Here is a 15503-nt window from a genome sequence, read left to right as displayed (position 1 = left end):
ACCTACTGAAAATGGGAGGCGGCCTTGAAGGTGGTAATCACCGCAAGCGCCCTGGGGTTCAAAAGCCCTCGAGGGGATTACGCACCTTCAAGACCGCCTCCTACGAACTCGATACTGCTTACGTGGCGACAAACCGCCCTAGCGTTCCAAGTGTGTAAAAATAAAATTCACAGCAGGCGGGTACCGGGGGAACCCAGGTCGCGCACCAAGGCCTGATGTGCAAGGATGTCGCGCCGGACATCGTTCGTTGAACGCAAAACCAAGGATTTTTCATGACTGCCATCCCCACCTCAGCGCCCGTGGTTCCCGGGCGGCTGGAGCAAATGTCGACCCGTATCGCTTTCTTCATTGCCGGTTTCGGCATCGCCGCCTGGGCGCCGCTGGTGCCGTATGCCAAGGCCCGCGCCGACCTGAGCGAAGGCACACTGGGCCTGCTGCTGTTGTGCCTGGGCGTCGGCTCGATCATCGCGATGCCGGCAGCCGGCGCGTTGGCATCGCGCTATGGCTGCCGACGAGTACTGAGTGCAGGGACCATCATGATCTGCCTCGCCTTGCCGATGTTGGCAACGGTCAGTTCGATTCCGTTACTGATGGCAGGGTTGTTCCTGTTTGGCGCCGGCCTGGGCACGGTGGATTCCACGGTCAACTTGCAGGCGGTGATCGTCGAGCGCGCCAGTGGCAAGACCATGATGTCCGGTTTCCACGGGCTCTTCAGCCTGGGGGGGATTATCGGCGCGGCGGGGGTCTCGGGGTTGCTGGCGCTGGGCCTGTCACCGCTGCAGGCAACCCTGGTGGTGATCGTTATAACGCTGGCGGCACTGCTCAAGGCGGCGCCCCACCTGCTGCCTTACGGCAGTGAGAGTTCGGGCCCGGCGTTTGCCGTGCCACACGGCGTGGTGCTGTTTATCGGTTGCCTGTGCTTTATTGTGTTTCTGGCCGAGGGCGCCGTGCTCGACTGGAGCGCCGTGTTCCTCAGCGCCGAGCGCGGCTTGGACGAGGCCTATGCAGGCCTGGGTTACGCGGCATTTGCCTTGACCATGACGGCCGGACGGCTGACCGGTGACGCCATTGTGCGCCGGCTGGGTGCGACGCGGGTGATCGTGGCCGGTGGCGCGCTGGCTGCGGCGGGCACTTTCCTCGCGACGTTGTCCCCAGCCTGGGAAATGGCGTTGCTGGGTTATGCGCTCATAGGGGCCGGATGCTCCAATATCGTCCCGGTGCTGTACACCGCTGTCGGCAAGCAGACCGTCATGCCGGAGCACATTGCCGTGCCGGCCATTACCACCCTGGGTTATGCGGGGATATTGGCCGGGCCGGCGTTGATCGGCTTCATCGCCCATGGCAGCAGCCTGGCAACTGCCTTCCTGCTGATCGCGGGTTTGCTGGCAGCCGTTGCGGTCAGCGGAAAAATACTGCGGGTATGAACCTGAAACGGCATGAGCGGCGTGAGACTATCAAGCCGCTCATGGGCGACTGCATGCGTTAATAGCCTTTCTCTTCCTTGTCGTTCTCCAACCAGCGGTCAATGCTGTAGTTCTTTAACCATCCATCATCGTTATGGCTGCCGAAGATGTTGTAGCCGTTGGCTTTGTGACTATCCAGAGAGTCTATCAACCCGGGTCTCTCCAGAAGATTCTTGGTCAGGTACACCTGTTGTTCGCTGTATTTTTTCAAAGGGAAACCGGTACGCACATCGCGCAAAGGCTCGCCGTTCTTGTCGGTCTGGTTGGGGTCCTTGCTGATCTCGATAAGCGTGTCTTTCTTGACGTAGCGATGCTTCTCGAAAAAGAACGTACGGTCCTCCGACTTATCCCGCAACTCATCAAACATGCCCCTGAATGTTTGGACAACCTGTGCATCGGTTTTCGCGTGGAACGGATCCGCGCTCTGCGTGTTGGGGTTGGTATTGCCGATCTGCGAGTCGCTGGCCCTGACAAGGCTTTCATAGGTGATCTCGCCGCCCTTTGCCTTTATCGCTTCATTCAGTCGGGGGCGGTTGAGTATCTCTCGCATCAACATGATGGTGCGCTCAGAAACCTTGCTGCTGTTGGGCTCCTCCTTGGCTATCTCCTGCAACGAAGCCTGGGTGAGTCGCCCCTCTTTCTTGAAGGCATCCAGCAATGACAAGTTGTTCCTCAGGTCGGTCGCCAGTAAGTGGTCATCCGAGCTGACAAACGGGTTCCCCGCCTTTGTCATGCCGCCGTAGAGATTCTGACCGTCGAAGTGTCGGTCGGCACCGTTCGCGAAACGGGAGTTGATGGGTTGCGCCGCTGGCAGCGGCTTACCCAGTGCGCGGGCATCGACCTCATAGCGCGACTGACCATTACCCGCAGGGTTTGTGTTCGGCGCATGTGCTGCAGCCGCGTGCTTGACGCCCAGATTATCGACTCTGCCAATCATGATTTACCTCCACCCTCTCTAGATTCCATAGCCTGGGCCTTGACTGCCTGATCCTCGAAAATGCCTCGAAATCGACATGGCACAAGCACCGACTGAGTGGTGCCCCGATAACAATGGTTCCGACGGAGGCCGGCCAAAACGCCGTATACGCACTGGTGAATCTTGAGCGTTTGTAACCAGCTCAGCGGGCCGGGCAATCCATGTCAGCAACGCGCGCCCTACCGGCGAGACAGCTTGGTCCAAAGGCTGGCAAACACTGCAAGCAAGGGGGTGGGCGCCGGTTCTTCAATGAACAGACGGGAGCCTTTGTCGAAATCTTCCGCCGTCGGCGCCTTGAAGCTGGACTTGGGCGAGGACGTAAGATTGAGCCCTTGTGGCTGGAGTGCCCCTGGGCCGCCTGCCTCCTGCGCAAGCGCAGACAGGGTCGAGAGATTGTACTGGGCGTGACGGGATTCAATTGATGTCGAATTCATGGTCCAGACCTAATCCGGTAGATGAAGGCCCCCATCGGCAGCCAATGACCGGTGGATAGTTTCTATGTGGTGCATTTTCACAAACGGTTCCCGCATGACAGCAGTTGAATCGCCTGCCCCAGGCGCTTGCCGGCCTCTGCCGCGCAATCCGCAGCAGAGGGCAGCCCCAGGTTTAACCCAGCAGTGCGAGCAACCCCTGTCGAGAGACCTTGCCGTCGCGCAGCCAACTGAACTTATGGTCCATCATCTCCTTCAGGTCCGGGCGGGCCAGGACGGCCCTCGACACCTGAATGAGGTGGTCATTGAACAGGTTGCCGGTCAACGGTTGCGACGCGCGTGTACTGAGGTCCGACAGCTTGATCGTGCGATTGAAGTAGCTGCCCTTCAGCGCATCGAAGTGATTCAGCATTTCTTGCACGAGCTGCTTGTCGTCATACAGTTTCAAGGGGTTATCGGAACGAACAACGCTCCTGATCTCCTTTTTGGAAAAAAGACCGTCGCCATTTCGATCGAACGCTTGCACCAGAGCGGGACGGCGCAACACTTCCTTCGCCAATCGGATCATCGCGTCCTTCTCGGGATTACCGGTCAACGGCTGATCGGCCATTTTTTGCAGGCTCTGGCGCGTGACACTGCGTGAAGGCCAGCGGCCCTTGAACGCCGCATAATTATCCAAAAGCGCCTGGGCCAGTTGTTCGTTACTCTGCTTGGAGTAATAGGGGTCCGGCACCGTCGGGTTAGGACGCGGTGGCGGCCCAGGGTTTGGCCGCACACCGATGGGCAGCGGACGCGGCGGCGGGCCGGGGTTGGGACACACCGTGATCGGCAACGGGCGCGGCGGCGGGCCAGGGTTTGGACTCACACCGATGGGCAGCGGACGCGGCGGCGAACCGGGGTTTGGACGCACCGTGATCGGCAGCGGGCGCGACGGCGGGCCACCGAAGACCGGGCCGCAATGACCGAGTGGCGATGAGAAACTGACGCCTACCGTGGGCTGGGCCGTTGAGGAGGTCCTCGACCGCTCAGTGTTGGACTTCGCCCCAGCGAGCGCGGCACTTTCGGGAGAAGGCGCGACGCTCTGATTGAATGCTGATACCGACATTTAGTTCTCCAGTTCGGTGTATTCAGGCGCCTGAGCTCACTGTCCCAACCACCCCGACGGCCAACAGGTCGTCAAGGACATCAGCGAAGGCAGGCATACCCTGTGTGGCAGAACGGTGGGAACCGGTTCCTGAGACAGCAGAAAACGTCCAGAGCCCACGTAGGAAGAACTTCTGAATTAACGAGCAAAAACCATCGGTTTGGCAGGAGTTACCGCCCGACTGGGTCAGGAAGAGCGGTAACTATTCGAGTGAAGGCAGGATCAGAAACCGACGCTGGCCTGTACGAAGAACGTCCGTGGTTCACCCAGGTAAAGCCCGGAGTTGTTGTCACTGGAACGGGTGTAGTGCTGTTGGTCGAAGACGTTTTTCACGCCCACACCCACTTTCAGGTTGGACAACTGCTCGCCGAAGTCATAGCCGCTGCGCACGTTGACCGATACATAGCCGGGGATATCGCCAAATTGGCCATCGGCGGTGCCCTGGGTGATGTAGGTGCTCGTTGTACCTGGCGCACGCTGGCCAGACTGGGCGTACACGTCCAGGTTATGGGTCCAGCGGTTGACGTCGTAACGCAGGCCCAATGTAGCCACTTCACGGGAGTACAGCGGCAGGTCACGGCCTTTGAACGGCACGTCACCCTCGGAGGTGGCCTTGGTGTAGGTGAAACCGGCATTGGCGGTCAGGCCGTCCAGACGCGGGTCCAGGTTCGACAGATCGTAATGGGCAGAGGCTTCGATACCGGTGTGCTTGGTTGCACCCAGGTTGGTCCAGCCCACGTCATTGCTGACGTATTGCAGTTCATCCGCGAAGTCGATGTAGAAGAACGTCAGCTCACCGCCCCAGACAGCGTCGTTGTAGCGCGTACCGACCTCATAGGTCTTGGCCTTTTCCGGGTTCAGGCCGTTGGCCGTCTGGTCGCCGGTGCCGCCCTGGCCCAATTGGAAGTATTGCAGGCTGCCGAACGAAGTCTCGTAGTTGGCGAACAGTTTCCATGCGTCCGAGACGTGGTACATCACACTCAACGCGGGCAGCGGTTCGTTGTTGTGGACTTCGCGGCGTTTTTCCTGGGTACGGGTGCCATTCAACGCGATCACAGGGCGGTCGTGCCATTCGGTACGGATATCTTCGAAACGGATGCCTGGCGTGATGGTCCACTTGCCGATATCGACCTTGTTATCGATATAGAACGCGTTGGCCTCGGTGCCCCCGGTACGGTCCTGGTAAACGTGACCGTCATTCTGCCCGCCCGGCGTCGGTACATTGTTGACCAGGTTCAGGCTGCTGGCCTGCTCATGCATGCCTTCCTTGAGGTAGCGATAGCCCAGGCTGACTTCCTGGGTGCTCGGGCCCACATCGAACACATGGGACACCCGTGGCTCGATCCCGAAGGTGTAGTAGGTGCGCGGGTAAGAACCGAGGGTACGCAGGTCGCGGTTGGCGATATTGCTGCCGCGAAAGCTGTCGGAGTAGTACGTCAGCACCTCGGCCTGTGTACGGTCATCGATCTGGCGGATGTACTTGAACGATACGTCCTTGCGGCGCCCGCTGAAGTTGTCCCAATCCCTCACCGATTGATACGGGTTGGCGTCGAACTGCTGCTGGGTCAGGCCACCCGGCATGTCGGCACTGGCGTCGTAATAGTGGAAGTTCAGCGAGAAGTCGTCTTGATCGGTCGGCGCCCAGTGGGTCTTGAAGATCACGTCGTCAATGTCATTGGAATTGTTGCTGTTGCGGTACCCGTTGCCATTGACGCCGGAGTACAGCAAAGCGGCGCCGATGCCGTTGTCGGCGGTGCCGCCAATAAAGGCGTTATCGACGTGCTTCCAACCACCGTGGGCGGAGGTTTGCAGGGTAGTGCCAACTTCACCGGAGAATTGCTCGGGGATGGCACGGGTGACGAAGTTGATCACGCCACCGACGTTTTGCGGCCCATAACGCACGGAACCGGCACCACGGACGACGTCGATGCTCTCCAGGTTGCCGGCGGAAATCGGTGCCATCGACAGCTGGGGCTGGCCGTAAGGCGCGAAGGCAGCCGGCACGCCATCGATCAACACGGTGGAGCGTGGCGACAGGCGCGACGTCAGGCCACGTACGCCAACGTTGAGGGAAATATCACTGCCGCCAGTACCGTTGGATTCCTGTACCTGCACACCCGGCACACGACGCAGCACATCACCGACGTTCATTGCGCCCTGCTCCACCATGGCTTCACGGCGGATCACCGTGCGCGCCCCTGGGTGGTTCTGCACCACTTCGGCGTTAGCATCGCCGAGCCAGTCGCCGACGACCTTGATGTCGGTGGCGCCCAACTCCAAGGGCGAACCGGCTTCACCGGTGCCGCTGTCCCGAGGGCGCAGGGTGACGGAGCCAGCATCGATCTGGTAGTCCAGGCCGCTGCCTTGCAGCAACTGGCGCAGCGCTTGTTCTGGCGACAGGTTGCCGTCTACCGCTGGCGCTTGCTTGCCCGCGACCAGGTCGGGGCTGAAAAACACCTGCAGGGAGGTCTGCTGGCCCAATTGGCTCAGCGCCGAACCCAGGGGCTGGGCCTGGATGTGAATGGCATCGGCGGCGTAGGCCGCAGGCAGCGCGGCACTGACCGCAAGCGCCAGGGCCAGCGGCGCCCAGCGGGAGATTTTATTGTTGTTCACGGCACGTTTTTTCACGTCGAACCCAGTCCTGTAATCGCACGAGTATGCGGCTGTTAATGCAAACCAGTTGCAGTTGCAGGAGAAGACGAAGAACTCGAAAAAAACCTGAATGTCAGCGTGAAATAATTTCCTGGCTGCCGTCCGGCAAGGTGCGCAAGGCCACCGGCAGGATGTGCGGCAAGGCCTTGAGCAAGGCATCGGTATCGCTGGCCTTGAACACGCTGGTCAAGCGCAGATTGCCCACGGCAGGTGAACTGACCCGCAGCGGTCGTTCACGGTAACGCGAGACTTCCCGGGCCACTTCGCTCAACGACGCGTTGTTGAAGACCAGCTTGCCCGCCCGCCAGGCAGTCAACTCTTCGGTGTTCACGCCGTAGGCGGCCGCCACCAGGCCCTGGGTGTCGACGTGCGTACCCAGGCCCGCAGTCAGCGTCACCCCTTTGTCTGGCGAACGGCCTTGCACCTGCACCGTACCGGCTTCGACCATCACGCGGGTCTGGTCTTCATCGCGGCGCACATCGAAGCGCGTGCCGGTCACGGTCACCTGCCCTGCCCCGGCAACCACCACAAAAGGCCTGCTGGTGTCATGTTCGACGCTGAACATCGCTTCGCCCTGCTTGAGCTCCACGCCGCGCCGGCCTTTTTCATAATGCACCGTGACGACACTGCGGCTATTGAGGTCCATCACCGAACCATCGGGCAATGCCACTTGGCGATGCTCGCCCAAGCGGGTACTGAACTCGGCACTGTAGGGCTTCGGATGATCGAGCCCACTGAACAGGCCCAACCCCAGGGCAATGGCCACCACACTGGCGGCCACCGCGTAACGCAGAACGGTTCGGCGCCTGGGGCATTCTGCAGGCGCCTCGCCCAACGCTTGCAGGCGCGCCTTGGGCAGCAAGTCGGCGGCACTCCACAAGCCTTGCAGCACGTCGAACTCATATTGGTGGTCGGCATGTTCGTTGCGCCATGCATCGAAGCGCTGGCGCTCGGCGACGCTCAAGTCGGCGTCCTGCAGGCGCACAAACCATTGCGCAGCTTCGTCTCGGGCACGGTTATCCATCATGGAAGATCCTGTTTCATGGCGGGCGGTCATGGCGCCATCGCGTCCAGGCGGTCGCGCAGATGCCGCAGGGTGCGGATCATATACTTTTCCACCATGTTTTTAGACAGACCCAGGCGTTCGGCGATTTCCTGCTGGGTCAGGCCTTCGATTTTCTGCCAGATGAAAATCTTGCGGCAGTTGAGCGGCAGCTCGGCCAAGGCCCGCTCGATAGAGTCCGCCAACTGGATCGCGTGCATGAACTGCTCCGGGTCGCCGCTGTGGGGCGAACGCTGATCAAAGGCTTCCAGCGTGAAGGCTTCCCGGCGGTCTTCGCGTCGATAGGCGTCCACGGCGATATTGCGCGCCGTTTGGTGCAGGTAGGCGCGCGGTTGCTCAACCTCGGAGGATTTTGACTCCAGCACGCGCACAAAGGTGTCATGGGCCAGGTCTTCGGCCTGCTGACGGTTCCTCAGGCGGCGCGTCCAGGTTCCGATCAACTCTTCGTAGTGTTCGAAAAAGCCTGTTCTGCGGGGCGGTGGAGGAATCATCGCGGGAGCACTGGGGAGGCGGGGCGTGAATAGTAATGCTTCCTATTAAGCGGGGCAATTGCTACCCGTCGTCCACAGCACGGCATCGAGCCTACTGGGGACTGGCCACCTGCTTGAGACGGCTGAGTTTCTCCCGGCTGCCGCACACGCTCATCTGGCACCATTTGCGCTGTTTGTTCTTGGAGATATCGAGGAACACCCAATCACAGTCAGTGGAACTGCAACTGCGCAATGCGTGAAGATCACCGGACACCAGCAACTGCGTGGCGTCGATAGCCAGGCGCCCCAGCACCATGGCCGTCAGCTCCTGCGCAGTGGTGCAAGGCTTCCACGCCCAGGCAGGCTTGCCATCGACAGACTGCAGCACTCGCCAGGCGACGCCTTGCTGGAACATCTGGTTGATCTGCTGCAAGGCGTCATCGGGAGCGGCGCGCTGCAGCGACAAGGGATGGAACACCTCGTAGAGGCACTCCCTGAACGCGATAATGGTGTCCAGGTCAGGTTGGTAGGCCATCGACGACTCGAACACCATGGGCCTGCAGGCCTCGAACTCCTGGTCCGAGATCAACGCCGCATGCAAGGCCCATTCGAAGAAGAACTGAAAACTGGTGAGCCGCTCTTCAATGATCTTGAGTGCAGTGCCGGGACGCCGGCCATTGGTGGTATTGATAAAGTCCAATACCCGGGCGCCACTGATCAGACGGATCGATTTTGCAGTGCCCGTAAAATGTGTCATGCCTGCTCCTGAAAAAACGCGTTCTCCCTGCGATGGCGCAGATTACCTTGTTTTCTCGAATTGCAGACATTGACGGCCCGGCGCAAAGACCAACGGCTAAGTGTGATCGTCGTGGCGTGTCACCCAGTCAAGGATCGTCTCGACAGACTGCGCGACCGAAAGCGCCTGGGTATCCAAGTGCACTTCCGGAAAGACCGGCACATCATAGTGGGAGTCAATACCGGTGAAGTGCTTGATCAACCCCGCGCGGGCTTTTTTATACAGGCCCTTCGGGTCACGGTGTTCGGCGGTTTCCAACGGCACGTCCACATGCACTTCGATAAAAAACTCATTGCCGATGATCGAGCGCGCGTAGTGGCGGCTGGCTGACGAAGGTGAAATCAGCGCCACGATCACAATCAGCCCCGCTTCAAGCATCAACCGCGCGACCTCGGCGACCCGTCGGATGTTCTCGTCACGGTCGCTGTCGGTAAACCCCAGGTCCCGGCACAGGCCGCCGCGCACCGAGTCACCGTCGATAATGGCAGTGATGCGCCCCTGCTCCTGCAGGGCAATATCCAGCGCATCGGCAATGGTCGACTTGCCGGACGCGGAGATTCCGGTCATCCAGATCACCGCGGGCTTTTGCTTGAGCCGCGAGTGCTCGAAGCGCGCGTGGCTGAACGCAAACGCGTGCAGATGCTGGTTTTGACTCTCTGGAAAATGACTCATGGCCGCTCACCCTCCGTCACCGAAACCGGCTGTCTACCCAACATGAACACCATCGCGCACTGCACGAACAGCAACAGCGCAACCACCCAGTAGACTGTCGAGAACGACCCGGTCAGGTCCTTGGAGAATCCGCCCAGGAAGTTGCCGCACACCCCACCCAACCCGATCAACACGTTGGCAATGCCGAAGGCCTGGGTCAGCCGGCTGACCGGCACGATTTGCCCGATGTAACTGGGGACCAGACCGAAGATGGGGTAGAACGCCAGCGCAAACAAAAACGCCGCCAGGTAAAACAGCGGGAGGCTGTTGAAACTGAACACCAGGGTGGCGGCCAGCCCCGCACTCAGGAAACACATCGCCAACGACGCCCGCACCCCGACCTTGTCGGCGATCCACCCCACCAGAAAGCCTGATGCCATGCCTACGGCGCCGAGGGTGGTCCAGATAAACCCGGCGTCCCGTATCGACACCCCGAGTTCATCGCGAAGGAAAGGCGCCAGGTAAGTCTGGAACGGCAGCAGCGCCATGCCGTTGAGAAAAGCGATGGCCCAGGTCAGGTACAACGAACGGCTGAGCCAGGGTTGGTGAGTGTCTGACGCACTGGCGCGCTCACCGGCAAACCCGGTGTCCCGGTTGGTCGACAGGTTGCGCAACAGAAACCAGGCCACCCCGCACAGGGCCACCGATATCACCCCCGCAGTGAGCCAGACCGAGCGCCAGCCACCATTGAGGGTCAGGAACGACACCAACAAGCCATTGATAAACACACCATAGCTGGTGCCGCTGGAGATCAAGCCCATGACCCGCGAGCGGTTGCCCGGGCTGAAGCCTTTGGCGACGATCTCCGCCAATGGGATATACACCGAGGCGGAACAGCCGCCGAGGAGGATCAACAACGCGCCCGACACCCAGATGCTGTGACTGACACTCAGGCCCAGCAGCGCCAGGGAGGTCATCACCGTGGACACCAGGCTGATTTTCCAGCCCTCGAAAAACCGGCTGATATAGCTCGTCACGGATGAAAACAGCAGGAAGCCGATCTGCGCCCCACCGGTGATCAGCCCCACCGTGGTGTAGTCAAAGCCGATGTCGCGGCGCATGTCCACCACCAGGTTGGCGAACAGGTAGACCCCGAAGCCATAGGTGCTGGCCACGAACCCGGTGAGGACCACCGCCAGCACGACGCTGTCCAACGGGCGGGTATTGCTGTGTACGAGTGTGCTCATCAAGCCCCCCTTACACGGCGCGCGCAGTGTGGATGACGAAATCACACTGCATCATGTCGTAGTCACGCTGGAAATCACCATAGCTCTCGGGCGCGTTGAACCCCGACGCGAGTATCTCAGTGACCAACTCACCCGGTAGCAACGGGTAGACCTTCAGCCTGTACTGCTCCGCGTCATCAAACGAGTAGATGAACTCGCAAAGGCGCTCATTGACCTCCCCCAGACTCACTGAGGCATTCGTGCCACAGTAATAATAATTCCCGCTGGCCTTGTACTTGCCCGCGCGAATAGCGAAGAAATTACGTTGATCCACAATCAGCAGGCCGCCCGGCTTGAGCAATGCCCTGAACTTCGCCAGCACCCTCAATCGATCGTGGGCTTCAAACACATGGCACAGCGAACTGCCCAGGCATACCACCGCATCGAACTGGCCAAGCTCCTGGGGGTCCAGTGAGTGCCAGTCACGATAATGGGACTGGATGTCCAGGCCATGCTTGCGAAAATTCGCTCGCGCCTTGGTCAACATGGTGCTGCTGCCATCCGTGGCGACCACATCGAAGCCCGCCTGCTTGAGTTGCACCGCATGGAAGCCACTGCCCGTCGAGACGTCGATCACCGACTGCACGCCGCGGCTTCGCAGCAGGTTTTCAAAGAACCCGTCCTCCCCCGCCTTGCGTTTGTCCCAATCGATCAATTCATCCCAACGTTCGACAAAGTCGGCCGAATACTGTGTGGAATAACTGGCGACGTCGTGGTGCTTGCGCCCGGACATTTGATTCATCTCACACCTACCAGGTTGAATGCTTGAAGGACAGGTATTTGCTCGCCAACTCGTGGGCGAACTCGGCGGATTGCTCGATGGCCATGGTGTTCTTGGCGTACCCCAGCATCGACTGCATGACCGCCATGCACTGCGGGTTGTAAGTGACCGAGCCATCACAGTGGATTGCGTCGATGCCATCCTGGCTCTGGCAAATAGTGTTGATGCGCACCGCCTCATCCCGAGGGCAGGCCTCGGAAAACTGCACCGTGATCTGACCGTCGTGCAGCGAAACCGGGTAACCGCCCGGAAGCCCCAGGGGGCCGGGTGCATGCACCAGCACCGGCGTGGGTGAAAACAGCCCCTCGATGACCGTGACGGCGGAGCACGCGGTGAGGAACTGCCCATCCACCCCACCCAGGCGGCGGAACTCGGACTTCACCGTCGAGAAAATCGCCTCGTCCGGCAGGCGTGCCAGCTCAGGCCGGTCGCGCACCTCGTACAGCAGGCGGTAACTGGCACGCGGCGGCAGGCCACCGCGTGGCACGTAATGGCTGAAGTAATGCTGGGTATAGAGCTGCACCTGTACATCGGCGGGCGCGCACTCCAGCAACCGTGCGATGGAAAACCGCACGGCGGGAATCAGGTTGGCCACATTGCCCACGCCGATGTCCGGCGCCAGCCCGATACGCTCCAGGATCGGGTTGACTGCATCGGGAAACGCCGCGTTGACGGTCTTGGTGCTGATGCCAGAGGCTTTCACCGCTTGCATCAGGCAATGCATCAACGTCAGGTGCATGGGCAACCAGGGGCCGAACTGGGCCTGGTCGAGCTTTTCGAAGGACAGCCTGGGCAATCCGGTAATGACCCGCCATGACTGCAGCGACGCGCAATTGACCAGCATGTCCGGCGCCTCTTCACGCAGCAACTGCGCTACCCGGCCGATATCCGTCAGGTCGGCAATCACCGGCTTGATCGCAATGAATTGCCCCAGTTGCGCGCACGACAGCGTCACCAGGTTGCACAACCGAACCGTCGCGTCTTCATTACGGCCCAGCACCACGAACTCGAACGCGTTTTTCGGCCCCAGGATCTTGAGGATCTGCAGGCACAGGTTGCCGGCGCCCACCAGCAGCAGTTTTTTCTTGCGCATCGACTGGCTCACCGTGGGTAGGCTCCGTTGTCGACCGGAATCACCCTGCCAGTGATGTGACGCATGGCATCGCCAACCAGCAGCAGGATGACCTCGGCCACCCCACTGGGCAGGATCGGGTCCTTGAGGATTTCCTGGCGTGCGTACTCGGCGCGTCGGTATTGCGGGATGGTGTCGTAGATCGCGGTCTCATGGATCAGTGCCGGGGACACCACGTTCACCCGCACAAACGGTGCGAAGTTCCAGGCGTTGGCCTTGGTCAAGCCGATCACCGCGGCCTTGGTAGCACCGTAGAGCGCGTCGCAGCTGCCCACTTCACCGGCCACCGAGGCGATATTGACGATGCTGCGCGGCGCTTCGTGGCGCATCTCCCGTTCCGCGAAGTCCTTGGAGAGGTAGACCAGGGCCTTGAGGTTGACGTTGAGGATCTCGTCGATCTGCTCATCGGAGTAGGCGTAGACACTTTTGCCATGGTAGAGACCGGCGTTATTGACCAGGCCATAGATAGTCGCATGGCGCTCATACAGTTTCGGAATAAACGTCTTGATAACGGCCATATCGGAAAAGTCGGCGACCTGTGCTTCAAATACCGCGTCGCTGTAAATACGTTGCAGCACTTTCAGACCGTCGGCGTCCTTGTCGGCACCAATAACGAAGTAACCCTGTTGTATGGCCAGTTCAACAGTTGCCCGACCAATTCCGTTGGCCGCCCCGGTCACAATCAGCGTCTTCATACAACAATCCTTATTGACAAAATTCATTCATGCGCGCGTAAAAGGTTCGATGGTATTCATACATCGCCTTTAACTTCGGGTAGTGGTCGAATGCCTGCAAGTCAACAGGCTGTATATCCGGCGACACAATGCGCTCACTGTTTTCCGCCGCCGTGTGCCAACGACGCCAGGTTTTCCATTGTTGTGGACATTCACGTTTCCACGTCATGGCGTGTGGCAGGAATTCAATACCCAAGTAATCACACAGTTTGCGGATCACTCGTTCCGGGTCGGCGGCAAGACTGTCCGCATTGATCACATAGGGCACTTTCCCGGTGAGTTTGGTCACCACACAAAATATCTCGTACAACGCTTTATGCCCAATGGCCTCTAAGGGCATATCCGGGTGTATACGGTGATGGGAAATAATGCTGCTGGCCGGTTCGCGAATAAGAAAGATATTGTCCTGTTGCGCGAGAAACCCACTGTCAACTTTCAAATCATCCAGGCAGTGGTAACACATGTCTTTATGAAACACGTGGGTACGTTCGCGAGCACTCAGCAAATGCTCCTTAATGCCCTGGTAGGTGGTCGGTAAACGATGATCCCACTCATCCGAAGGAATCGCCGAGTTCTCTGAAAACGCCATGTGCGCAAAGGGCTCGTGGAAGACCTCGAAATCCCCCCGCTCGATAAACACGCGCTCCAGTACGGTGGAACGCGAACGTGGATGGGCCCACAACCCGATCATGCGGTTCATGCGATCACCCCGAATTCGGCCGCCAGCAGCGCGTTGAGCGCGCGCTTGAAAGGCTTTGTCACCGGGCAGAGGCGAACGCAGTAATCCGCCAGGCGCCGGTGCGCGCTGTTGGCTTCATTGCAGGCGTTGATGAATGCCTCATGGTTGCCAAAATCGTACGGTTCGATGCTGTCGATAAAGTAGGCTTCGTAGAAATACGGGATGCGGACCAACTTCGAAAAGGTCGAGGCAGGCGGCTTCTGCGGCTCCGTGGCCGGCATCACCGGCTTGCCGTGGCTTTCACGCTCTATCAGAAACTCCACGACATCCGGCGTCAGCGTGTAGCAGGTCGCGGTCTGACCGGTCTTTTCCAAGTGCCAGCAGTGCTTGTTGCCGCGTTCGTCCACATCGACTTTTATGCTGGACAGCAAGGTTTTGACTGGCACGTCCGACGCTGCTACCAGCGCCTGGATCTGCTCGTAGATCATCAACTCGGCCCAGCGCAGTTCCTCGGCGCTCAGCACCAGGCCACGTTCCGCAGCCTGCAACGTGAGTTCAGGCTGGCAGGCGAAGCGCCCGATCATGAAGGTGATGACGTACTTGCAGCGGCCCGTCTCGATACCATTGCTGCGCGCGCTTGCCCTGCCGCGCTCGATGGCCTGGATACCGGCCTGGAACTGGGCGACCGTGAAGCAGAAGGTGATATTGACCGACGCGCCCTGGGCTACCAGGTGCTCGACAGTCGCCAGCCCCTCCAGGCTACCGGGTACCTTGACCATCACGTTCGGTGCGAGGCGCTGCAGTTCAAGGCCCCTGGTGGTCATGCGCTCGGTGCAGCGCACATCCACCGGGTCGACCTGCGCGCAAATCCAGCCTTCGGCCTGCGCCGACTGGACCCACAGCGGCTTGAGCATCGAAGCCCCTTCGGCAATCACTTCGTTGTACAGCTGCTTGCGCAACTCACTGGGCGACAGGCTGGCCAGGTTGAAGCGCGATGACCAATACTCGCGTTTCTCGAGGATCACGGCCGTCACCAGCCGCGGGTTGGTGGTCGCGCTGCACAAACCCCAGGGCTGGGAGAAATCATCCGGCATCAATGCTTCTATATAAGTCGCCGCCGCCGGGTACTTTTCCAGCAAGTGCTGTTTGTAAGGCAGGTACACGGCAGGCGATGAATCCCACCACACTTCTGAACATTGATCGTTGCGCTTGAGCCGCTCCAGGTAACCTAGTGTGTTCACAATG

The 15503-nt window shown here is 59.9% G+C and carries 15 protein-coding genes; 1 reads left to right on the top strand and 14 read right to left on the bottom strand.

Annotated elements, in window-relative coordinates; genetic code table 11:
* Nucleotides 1-272: 272 nt before the first annotated feature.
* Nucleotides 273-1424 carry an MFS transporter gene (locus ATH90_RS10340; RefSeq protein ID WP_034103600.1) on the top strand — a complete coding sequence of 384 codons (1152 nt, stop codon included), beginning with the start codon at nucleotides 273-275 and terminating at the stop codon, nucleotides 1422-1424.
* A gap of 58 nt (nucleotides 1425-1482) precedes the next feature.
* On the opposite strand, the gene ATH90_RS10335 is transcribed toward ATH90_RS10340, so the two are convergent.
* The 14 genes from ATH90_RS10335 to ATH90_RS10265 all read right to left on the bottom strand — a co-directional run bounded on the left by ATH90_RS10335 (nucleotide 1483) and on the right by ATH90_RS10265 (nucleotide 15499).
* Nucleotides 1483-2400 (bottom strand): hypothetical protein, encoded by a 918-nt coding sequence (locus ATH90_RS10335; RefSeq protein WP_034103598.1) that lies wholly within the window; start codon nucleotides 2398-2400, stop codon nucleotides 1483-1485.
* Nucleotides 2401-2618: 218 nt separating this feature from the next.
* Nucleotides 2619-2873 carry a hypothetical protein gene (locus tag ATH90_RS10330; RefSeq protein ID WP_080758249.1) on the bottom strand — a complete coding sequence of 85 codons (255 nt, stop codon included), beginning with the start codon at nucleotides 2871-2873 and terminating at the stop codon, nucleotides 2619-2621.
* A 172-nt stretch (nucleotides 2874-3045) separates the two neighbouring features.
* The gene (locus tag ATH90_RS29535) at nucleotides 3046-3975 is read right to left on the bottom strand and encodes an EF-hand domain-containing protein (protein WP_244905983.1); all 930 of its coding nucleotides are present in this window, start codon (nucleotides 3973-3975) and stop codon (nucleotides 3046-3048) included.
* A gap of 261 nt (nucleotides 3976-4236) precedes the next feature.
* Nucleotides 4237-6642, bottom strand: coding sequence for a TonB-dependent siderophore receptor (locus tag ATH90_RS10315; RefSeq protein WP_034103596.1), 2406 nt, complete (start codon nucleotides 6640-6642; stop codon nucleotides 4237-4239).
* A gap of 97 nt (nucleotides 6643-6739) precedes the next feature.
* On the bottom strand, nucleotides 6740-7690 hold the full coding sequence (locus ATH90_RS10310) for a FecR family protein (protein WP_170041154.1): 951 nt from the start codon (nucleotides 7688-7690) through the stop codon (nucleotides 6740-6742).
* Between the two features lie 29 nt (nucleotides 7691-7719).
* Nucleotides 7720-8220, bottom strand: coding sequence for a sigma-70 family RNA polymerase sigma factor (locus ATH90_RS10305; RefSeq protein WP_069022752.1), 501 nt, complete (start codon nucleotides 8218-8220; stop codon nucleotides 7720-7722).
* Nucleotides 8221-8311: 91 nt separating this feature from the next.
* Nucleotides 8312-8956: a CGNR zinc finger domain-containing protein gene (locus tag ATH90_RS10300; RefSeq protein ID WP_098466193.1), complete on the bottom strand. Its 645-nt coding sequence runs from the start codon at nucleotides 8954-8956 to the stop codon at nucleotides 8312-8314.
* 96 nt (nucleotides 8957-9052) lie between these two features.
* The gene (cysC, locus tag ATH90_RS10295) at nucleotides 9053-9667 is read right to left on the bottom strand and encodes an adenylyl-sulfate kinase (protein WP_034103588.1); all 615 of its coding nucleotides are present in this window, start codon (nucleotides 9665-9667) and stop codon (nucleotides 9053-9055) included.
* Nucleotides 9664-10893, bottom strand: coding sequence for an MFS transporter (locus ATH90_RS10290; RefSeq protein WP_034103586.1), 1230 nt, complete (start codon nucleotides 10891-10893; stop codon nucleotides 9664-9666). The genes cysC and ATH90_RS10290 overlap by 4 nt, the downstream gene beginning before the upstream one ends.
* 10 nt (nucleotides 10894-10903) lie before the next feature.
* Entirely contained in the window at nucleotides 10904-11674 is a 771-nt protein-coding gene (locus ATH90_RS10285; protein ID WP_034103584.1) for a class I SAM-dependent methyltransferase, read from the bottom strand.
* Nucleotides 11675-11681: 7 nt separating this feature from the next.
* The gene (locus ATH90_RS10280) at nucleotides 11682-12818 is read right to left on the bottom strand and encodes a Rossmann-fold NAD(P)-binding domain-containing protein (protein ID WP_069022748.1); all 1137 of its coding nucleotides are present in this window, start codon (nucleotides 12816-12818) and stop codon (nucleotides 11682-11684) included.
* Nucleotides 12815-13540 carry an SDR family NAD(P)-dependent oxidoreductase gene (locus ATH90_RS10275; RefSeq protein ID WP_069022746.1) on the bottom strand — a complete coding sequence of 242 codons (726 nt, stop codon included), beginning with the start codon at nucleotides 13538-13540 and terminating at the stop codon, nucleotides 12815-12817. Before ATH90_RS10275 ends, ATH90_RS10280 begins: the two co-directional genes overlap by 4 nt.
* A gap of 10 nt (nucleotides 13541-13550) precedes the next feature.
* Nucleotides 13551-14279 carry a sulfotransferase-like domain-containing protein gene (locus tag ATH90_RS10270; protein WP_098466192.1) on the bottom strand — a complete coding sequence of 243 codons (729 nt, stop codon included), beginning with the start codon at nucleotides 14277-14279 and terminating at the stop codon, nucleotides 13551-13553.
* Nucleotides 14276-15499 (bottom strand): transaldolase family protein, encoded by a 1224-nt coding sequence (locus ATH90_RS10265; protein ID WP_069022742.1) that lies wholly within the window; start codon nucleotides 15497-15499, stop codon nucleotides 14276-14278. Before ATH90_RS10265 ends, ATH90_RS10270 begins: the two co-directional genes overlap by 4 nt.
* Nucleotides 15500-15503 lie beyond the last annotated feature (4 nt).

Origin of the sequence: Pseudomonas lurida, from assembly GCF_002563895.1 — a bacterium.
Lineage (GTDB): Bacteria > Pseudomonadota > Gammaproteobacteria > Pseudomonadales > Pseudomonadaceae > Aquipseudomonas > Aquipseudomonas lurida.
Note: the sequence above shows the minus strand (reverse complement) of the source record. Positions and strands in the feature narration are given on the sequence as shown.

Excerpts from the sequence above, each read along its gene's own strand:
- ATH90_RS10340 (WP_034103600.1), top strand. The coding sequence starts at position 273 with ATGACTGCCATCCCCACCTCAGCGCCCGTGGTTCCCGGGCGGCTGGAG.
- ATH90_RS10335 (WP_034103598.1), bottom strand. The coding sequence starts at position 2,400 with ATGATTGGCAGAGTCGATAATCTGGGCGTCAAGCACGCGGCTGCAGCA.
- ATH90_RS10330 (WP_080758249.1), bottom strand. The coding sequence starts at position 2,873 with ATGAATTCGACATCAATTGAATCCCGTCACGCCCAGTACAATCTCTCG.
- ATH90_RS29535 (WP_244905983.1), bottom strand. The coding sequence starts at position 3,975 with ATGTCGGTATCAGCATTCAATCAGAGCGTCGCGCCTTCTCCCGAAAGT.
- ATH90_RS10310 (WP_170041154.1), bottom strand. The coding sequence starts at position 7,690 with ATGGATAACCGTGCCCGAGACGAAGCTGCGCAATGGTTTGTGCGCCTG.
- ATH90_RS10305 (WP_069022752.1), bottom strand. The coding sequence starts at position 8,220 with ATGATTCCTCCACCGCCCCGCAGAACAGGCTTTTTCGAACACTACGAA.
- ATH90_RS10300 (WP_098466193.1), bottom strand. The coding sequence starts at position 8,956 with ATGACACATTTTACGGGCACTGCAAAATCGATCCGTCTGATCAGTGGC.
- cysC (WP_034103588.1), bottom strand. The coding sequence starts at position 9,667 with ATGAGTCATTTTCCAGAGAGTCAAAACCAGCATCTGCACGCGTTTGCG.
- ATH90_RS10290 (WP_034103586.1), bottom strand. The coding sequence starts at position 10,893 with ATGAGCACACTCGTACACAGCAATACCCGCCCGTTGGACAGCGTCGTG.
- ATH90_RS10285 (WP_034103584.1), bottom strand. The coding sequence starts at position 11,674 with ATGAATCAAATGTCCGGGCGCAAGCACCACGACGTCGCCAGTTATTCC.
- ATH90_RS10275 (WP_069022746.1), bottom strand. The coding sequence starts at position 13,540 with ATGAAGACGCTGATTGTGACCGGGGCGGCCAACGGAATTGGTCGGGCA.
- ATH90_RS10270 (WP_098466192.1), bottom strand. The coding sequence starts at position 14,279 with ATGAACCGCATGATCGGGTTGTGGGCCCATCCACGTTCGCGTTCCACC.